A 6,742-nucleotide genomic window follows, 5' to 3' on the forward strand; every position below is an offset into this window, starting at 1 on the left:
AAAAGCCTGCTTCCAGTCACTTGAAAGTTCAGTGACCAGCACCGGCTCGTCGATCTGAACCCATTCCGCGCCGGCGTCCGCCAGCTGTTCCAGTAACTGGCTGTAAACCGGTAACAGCCGGTTGAGCAGATCCAGCCGATTGGACGGGTCTTTCTCTTTGCAGAGCCAGAGATAGGTTACCGGTCCGATGATGACCGGCTTGGCCTTCACACCCTGTTCCCGGGCCTCCGCCAGTTGCCCGAGCAGGCGTTCAGGATTGAGTGAGAACTCGGTATCAGCGGTAACCTCAGGCACGATGTAGTGATAATTGGTATCAAACCACTTGGTCATCTCACCGGCATGTACGCCACTGCAGGCACTGTCGCCATTGGAGCGGCCTCGGGCCACGCGGAAGTATCTGTCCAGGTTGCTGCCATCGGTTTTTTCGACGCGCCCGGGGATATGTCCCAGGGTGAAGCTCATGTCCAGAACCTGATCGTACAGCGAGAAATCACCCACCGGCAGCAGATCGAGGGATCGTTGCAGTTGCCAGTTGCCGGAGCGGATATCCCGGGCGGTCGTCAGTAACACCTCGGCGGACGACTCGCCTTTCCAGTAGGCCTCCAGTGCGAATTTCAGTTGACGTTTAGCGCCGATGCGCGGGAATCCAAGATTATGAACCAGTGCCATGTTGTTTGCTCCTCTATACCAGAAGGCACCAGCTTAGAGGTTAAGATCCATGACGAATAATGGTAATATTTCACACTCCAATGAATCTGACTCATGGATTGGACGGTAAATACGATGATTGAACGCACCCATCTGCGTATCCTGCGGGAGATTCAGCGCCGTGGCTCCCTGACCGCTGCCGCGGAGGCGCTCAACCTTACCCAGTCCGCGCTCAGCCACACCGTCAAGAAACTGGAACGGCAAATCGGAACGTCCTTGTGGCGCAAGGAAGGCCGCAGTCTGGAACTGACGGAGGCGGGCAGGTATCTGCGTCAGGAGGCCTTTCGCCTGCTGCCCCAGCTTGAGCGTATCGATGAGGTTCTGGAGCAGTTTGCCAGCGGGGAAAAAGGCACACTACGCATCGGCATGGAATGTCACCCCTGCTATCAGTGGCTGCTGAAGGTGGTAGAGCCCTTTCTTTCACGCTGGCCCGGGGTGGAGGTGGACGTCAGGCAGGAGTTCCAGTTCGGGGGCGTCGCTGCACTGTTCAATCACGACATCGACATACTGGTCACGCCCGATCCGATCTGCAAAAAGGGCATTCAGTTTGAGCCGGTCTTTCTTTATGAGCAGGTACTGGTGGTGAGTCAGGACAATCCGCTGGCAGAGCTGGCCTACATCGAACCCCGGCATCTTCTGGACCAGACTCTGTATACCTACCCGGTGGCCATTGAACGTCTCGATATATACCAGCAGTTCCTGCTTCCGGCCCAGTGCAGTCCCCGCAAGCACAAAACCATTGAAGCCACAGAAATCATGCTGCAAATGGTGGCTACCAACCGCGGAGTTGCAACCCTGCCGCAATGGCTGGTCGATGAATACAGCACCAGGCTGCCAATCGTCGCGGTTCGTCTGGGCACTGGCGGCATCGCCAAGCACATCCACCTGGGCACCCGAAGTACTGAAGTACCCAGCAAGTATGCTGTTGGTTTTCAAAATCTTGCATTAAAAATCGGAGAAACTGCCTGAAGCTTACAAAGTACCTGGAGCGGGACTCCTAACGCCGATCCGTACCCTGGCCGAATTTCTCTGAAATTCTGGCAAAACTGCGCTGGCACACTTCAAGGTACCAGCCGCCGAACAGGTTATAGTGATTGAGGTAGTGATAGAGGTTGTAGAGTTCCCGTTTTTGCTCGTAGACCGGGCTGCGTGGCCACACCGAGTAGTAACCTTCGTAAAAGTTGGGGCCGAAACCACCGAACATTTCGGTCATGGCCATATCGGCTTCACGGTCGCCGAAGTAGACTGCCGGATCGATCAGCCAGGCGTAATCGTCATCAAACAGGACATTACCTGACCACAGATCACCGTGAAGCAGGCTCGGGCGCCTGCAATGATCATCCAGCCAGCCCGCCAGGTCCTCACCACAGTGAGCCAGGGTCTGCTCAAACCGTTCACGGATACGTGGATGGCCGATACGGCTCACCTGATATTTCAGGCGGTATTCTACGAAGAACGAACCCCAGCTGTCTGATTCTGTATTCAGCTGCGGCGACAGCCCGATGTAGTTGTCCCTGGAAAAGCCATAGCAGGTTTGCGGCAACTGGTGAATCAGTCCAATCGTCTCACCCAGTTTGTACAACAGTGTGTCGGTTTGACGTTTCTGGACGATGGCAGCCATTTCCATCTGCTCATCGCCCACCGAAAACACCTCTGGAACCCTCACTGCGGTAACGCCGGTAACAGTCAGGGCATCGCGCAGTAACGCCAGCCCCTCGGCCTCCCGGAAGAGAGCATCCCGGAACGGAGATGCATTTTGCTTCACATGCATTGCGGGCTTTCCCAAACTGATAACTTCCGTCATACAACCTCCCTATCGACAACGCAACCAGGCTTACCACCGATGCAGCACCCGATGTCGGAAAATGCTACGGGAAAATCCCGAAGGTCTCCGTGACCCTGGTCCGGCTTTCCAGCCATATGCCAAGATACCCTAATCAGGATTGTGATAAATTACCGTTAAATTGCACATAACGCTCAGTAACGTGAAAGATGGTTTACCTTTCAGCGGAGACACGGAGACAGTGCCATGGCCTTTAAACGTTACCACATGGTCGTTTCGGGAGAGGTTCAGGGCGTCTGGTATCGGGCCTCAACAGAAACCGAAGCCACCAGACTGGGCCTGACCGGATACGTTCGTAACCTGCCCGATGGCCGGGTTGAAGTGGTTGCAGAGGGCGCCCAGGAACAACTTGATCAACTGAAGCTATGGTGTCACCAGGGGCCCCCCAGAGCCCGGGTTCAATCCGTAGAACTGCACGTGCAGGAGGCAACCGGGGAATTTGTTGTCTTCAGTGTACGCCGGCACCACTGAGCTCCACGACCGTTGTCCCGGCGAGGCTTTACGCTCGCCCCTTACCCGCTCCGAGCCAGGCGGCGCCCCGGACACCACTGGAATCACCGTGCCGGGCGGCAACGATGGGGGTATGGCATTCGCCCCCGAATACGTACTGCGGCAGTGTCTCCGGTAACCGTTCATAAATGGCATCGAGATTGGACATACCGCCACCCAGCACAACCACGTCCGGGTCAACCACGTTGATCACGGCAGCCAGGCCACGGCTCAGGTGCTCAAGATAGGCTTCCAGGGTTCCGATGGCCTGCGGGTCCCCCGCCAGAGCGGCGGTTTCAATGGCTCTTGCCGTCATTGACTGTTCCCAGAGCAGCCGGTGGGTCCAGGCCAGTCCGGTGCCGGATACAAAGGTCTCGTTGCAACCCCTTCTGCCACAGAAGCAGGGGCGTTGATCCAGCTCGGACTGTGGTGTCCAGGGCAACGGATTATGGCCCCACTCGCCGGCAACGCCGTTGGGGCCGGTGAGCACTTTGCCGCCCACACTGATCCCAGAGCCGCAACCAGTGCCAAGAATGATGGCCAGAACCACATCGTAGCCCTTGCCGGCGCCATCGGTTGCCTCGGAAAGCGCAAGGCAGTTGGCGTCGTTGGTCAGTACCACGTCGCGCTGAAGTAATTCCGACAGGTCTCTGGCCATGGGCTGACCATTGAGCCAGGTGGAGTTGCCGTTTTTGACCTTGCCGGTCAGTCCGGAGACCGAGCCCGGTATGCCCACACCCACAGGTAGTCGGTCAGATGCTGCCACCTGTTCAGCCTCAGCCACCAGCCCGGCAATCACTTCGAGGGTGGCGCGGTAGTCGCCGGCGGGGGTTGGCCGGCGCGCGCGAAAATGCTCCACGCTGTGGTGGTCCAGCAGGATGACCTCGGTTTTGGTGCCACCAAGGTCAACCCCAATCATCCATGGCTGTGTCATTCCGGTTACCCCGCCCGTCTCTGCAGCAATGCGGTCAATCATCCACGGCAACCTTCCCAACCGCAAGTCACGGAACCGTGACCGGCCGTGCCTGCCATACTGTCGTGACAGGATGTGACTAGTGTCCCGTCTGGTTATCGCTGGTATCATCAGGCACAGTTTACGCCCTCGCCCCCTACCGATCCGACAGGTTGATGTCTGACCATGACCCTGGTTGAAACCTTTCTGCGTACCCTTGAGACCACCCTGCCGGTGTTCGCCATGGTCTTTATCGGCCTGGGGCTGAGGAAAATGCGCTGGATCGATTCGGCCTTCGTCAGCACGGCTTCGGCCCTGGTGTTCCGGGCGACGCTGCCAACGCTGGTGTTCCTGAGCATCATCCGCGCAGATCTTGATTCTGCGCTGAACCCCTCATTACTGGTGTTCTACCTGGCAGCGACGCTGGCCAGTTTTGCACTGGCCTGGATCTGGTCACTGTGGCGGATACCACGGGCTGACCGGGGCGTTTACGTTCAGGGAGCGTTCCGGGGCAATTGCGGCATCGTAGGTCTGGCCCTGGCTGCCAGCCTGTATGGCGATTACGGTCTCTCGGCCGGGGGCATTCTTCTCGGCCTGGTGATAGTGTCCTACAACGTACTGTCGGTGGTCGTGTTGCTGGCCTATCAGCCCGGCAAGCGACTCAGCTGGCTGGACATTCTGCGGGACATTGCCAGGAACCCACTGATCATTTCGGTGTTCGCGGCCATTCCGTTTGCCCTCTGGGAAGTCCGCCTGCCCGGCTGGGTAATGACCAGCGGCGACTACTTTGCCTCCCTGACCCTGCCCCTGGCACTGTTGTGTATCGGAGCGACGGTGTCACTGCGGGCCATTCGCAAGGAAAGCAAGCCCGCCATCAGTGCCAGCTGGCTGAAAATGGTGGTTCTGCCGGCCGCCTGCACGCTGGCTGCCTGGCTGGTGGGTTTCGAGGGGCGGGAGCTGGGGCTGATGTTCCTGTTCTTTGCCAGCCCCACCGCCGCCGCCAGCTTTGTGATGGTCAAGGCCCTGGGTGGCAATGATCGCCTGGCTGCCAACATTATCGCCCTGACCACGCTACTGGCGAGCGTTACCGTTACCCTCGGAGTGTTCTTGCTGCAGTCCATGGCGGTTATATGAAAGACCATTGCCTCTCCGGATACCGGTATGCTGTCCGGGTTCAGCTTGAGAGCTGATCACTTTCTCCTGTCTGGGAACGAGCGGTAACTTTGGGCATGGGTGCAACATACCCCACCAGCAGTAACAAGCCGCCAACCGTGAGGAACGAGACCACCCTCGCCAGGGTGCCGGTGCCGGCCAGATCCACCAGAAACAGCTTGACCACCACCAGACCGATCAGCCCCGCGCCCACCAGCCATACTTCCCGGTGCCCGCCCTTGGCGGCATACACCGCCGCTACCAGGCCGAAGACCGTCCAGGCAATGGACAGTGATGTCTGAGCCACCACGGAACCCGCGATTCCAGCCAGGGTCCAGTTCATCCCGGTGTACACCAGTACAATGCGCAGCAGCACGATGCTCAGCCAGAACAGCCCGAACAACAGCATCAGCAGCGCCAGTTGACGATGGGAGTCCAGCCGGCTGTAAGGGGCGTCCAGGATCATCCGTGCAGACACCAGGGTCGCAACCGCCAGCAGCAGTGAACCCATAACATCCGGATTGATCAGAAACAGGCCTGCAGCCGGCACGCCGGTATCCAGTGCGTAGAGCATGTGGAACCCGGCACCGGCCAGCAACAGGAGTGCGGCGGTCAGCATTTCCCGGTGATAGCTGCGTTTACCCGCCCACACCAATGCTGCCGCCAGTAACGACCAGAGCGATGCCGTCCAGTAACTGCCCAGGGCATAGGGTATGGTCAGCACGCCGGCGACAGCGGCAATCAGGGTAAACGCTGATACCAGCGTCGACAGTGCCGCCGGCCCTTTGCGGTGTAACAGCAACGCCAGAAACCCGTAGAACAGGGTGAAACCGGCGGTTGCCCAACCCGGATTCCAGCCCTTGTCTTCCATCAGCGCCGACTGGATGAGCAGGGCAACAACCGGCACCCCGAACACCAGCAGGCCATCGACCATCCCCCGCAAGCGAGGTGGCTGGCGCAAGGCGAACAACAGGCTGATGGCAACGTAAAGCAGAAAGAACGCAACCAGGAACAACTGGGTGCTCAGGTAATACCCGGAATGGTACCCGGAGGCGCCCCAGAGTGCGCTGACCACAAAGGTAAACCCGAACCCCAGCAGATTCAGCGGCCGCCAGGTCTTGTACCAGGCCAGCACCGCAATACCGGCATTGAGCAGTAGATAGTAGGAGAACAACACGATGTGACTGCCCTCCCCGGTTGAGGTCAGTATCGGAGCCAGAAAACCACCGGCCAGCGACAGTCCCGCCAGCACCAGGGCATTCTGGGACACACTGATGAGGCACCCGGCAGCCACCAGCAAGACCAGTAATCCCAGTCCGGTCACCGGAGACAGCACCTGGTAAAGGTGAACCCCGCTGTAAACCGCCAGATAGACCACCCCCAGGCCACCGCCCTGCAAGGCCAGGCCGTAGGTTTCCTTGCCATGCCTCAGCAACCAGCCCACTGCCATCAACGTTCCACCGGCGGCGGCAATGGCCAGAAGTTTCAGGCCGTCGGGAATGTGGGTCCGCTCGGCTGCGTACTTGATCAGAAAGGCGACGCCAAACAACAGTATCAGGATGCCAACCCGGACAATGAGATTACCCTCGGTGAAATAG

Annotated in this window: 6 protein-coding genes and 1 pseudogene; 3 read left to right on the top strand and 4 right to left on the bottom strand. The window is 58.8% G+C overall.

Features of this window, described 5'->3' with window-relative positions; genetic code table 11:
• Nucleotides 1–669: pseudogene (locus AAC035_RS16890) on the bottom strand (5-methyltetrahydropteroyltriglutamate--homocysteine S-methyltransferase); the annotation flags it as partial.
• A 114-nt stretch (nucleotides 670–783) separates the two neighbouring features.
• Between AAC035_RS16890 and AAC035_RS16895 the strand changes: the two are divergent.
• Complete coding sequence (locus tag AAC035_RS16895) at nucleotides 784–1,677, top strand: LysR family transcriptional regulator (protein ID WP_339806210.1); 894 nt, start codon at nucleotides 784–786, stop codon at nucleotides 1,675–1,677.
• Nucleotides 1,678–1,705: 28 nt separating this feature from the next.
• Here the strand turns inward: AAC035_RS16895 and AAC035_RS16900 are convergent, their stop codons facing one another.
• Complete coding sequence (locus AAC035_RS16900) at nucleotides 1,706–2,512, bottom strand: fructosamine kinase family protein (RefSeq protein ID WP_339806211.1); 807 nt, start codon at nucleotides 2,510–2,512, stop codon at nucleotides 1,706–1,708.
• A gap of 225 nt (nucleotides 2,513–2,737) precedes the next feature.
• On the opposite strand from AAC035_RS16900, the gene AAC035_RS16905 reads away from it, so the two are divergent.
• On the top strand, nucleotides 2,738–3,022 hold the full coding sequence (locus AAC035_RS16905; RefSeq protein ID WP_339806213.1) for an acylphosphatase: 285 nt from the start codon (nucleotides 2,738–2,740) through the stop codon (nucleotides 3,020–3,022).
• A 28-nt stretch (nucleotides 3,023–3,050) separates the two neighbouring features.
• Here AAC035_RS16905 and AAC035_RS16910 read toward each other — a convergent pair whose 3' ends face one another.
• Complete coding sequence (locus AAC035_RS16910) at nucleotides 3,051–3,974, bottom strand: ROK family protein (RefSeq protein ID WP_339806215.1); 924 nt, start codon at nucleotides 3,972–3,974, stop codon at nucleotides 3,051–3,053.
• Between the two features lie 204 nt (nucleotides 3,975–4,178).
• Here AAC035_RS16910 and AAC035_RS16915 point away from each other — a divergent pair, with 204 nt between their 5' ends.
• Nucleotides 4,179–5,126 carry an AEC family transporter gene (locus tag AAC035_RS16915; protein ID WP_339806217.1) on the top strand — a complete coding sequence of 316 codons (948 nt, stop codon included), beginning with the start codon at nucleotides 4,179–4,181 and terminating at the stop codon, nucleotides 5,124–5,126.
• Between the two features lie 40 nt (nucleotides 5,127–5,166).
• Here the strand turns inward: AAC035_RS16915 and AAC035_RS16920 are convergent.
• A partial coding sequence (locus tag AAC035_RS16920; protein ID WP_339806219.1) for a DUF2339 domain-containing protein occupies nucleotides 5,167–6,742 on the bottom strand: 1,576 nt, incomplete at its 5' end.

The sequence above is a fragment of the uncultured Marinobacter sp. genome (genome assembly GCF_963974375.1).
Lineage (GTDB): Bacteria > Pseudomonadota > Gammaproteobacteria > Pseudomonadales > Oleiphilaceae > Marinobacter.

What these genes read in the sequence shown, in the direction of transcription:
- AAC035_RS16915 (WP_339806217.1), top strand. Translation starts at nt 4,179, where the DNA reads ATGACCCTGGTTGAAACCTTTCTGCGTACCCTTGAGACCACCCTGCCG.
- AAC035_RS16900 (WP_339806211.1), bottom strand. Translation starts at nt 2,512, where the DNA reads ATGACGGAAGTTATCAGTTTGGGAAAGCCCGCAATGCATGTGAAGCAA.
- AAC035_RS16905 (WP_339806213.1), top strand. Translation starts at nt 2,738, where the DNA reads ATGGCCTTTAAACGTTACCACATGGTCGTTTCGGGAGAGGTTCAGGGC.
- AAC035_RS16895 (WP_339806210.1), top strand. Translation starts at nt 784, where the DNA reads ATGATTGAACGCACCCATCTGCGTATCCTGCGGGAGATTCAGCGCCGT.
- AAC035_RS16910 (WP_339806215.1), bottom strand. Translation starts at nt 3,974, where the DNA reads ATGACACAGCCATGGATGATTGGGGTTGACCTTGGTGGCACCAAAACC.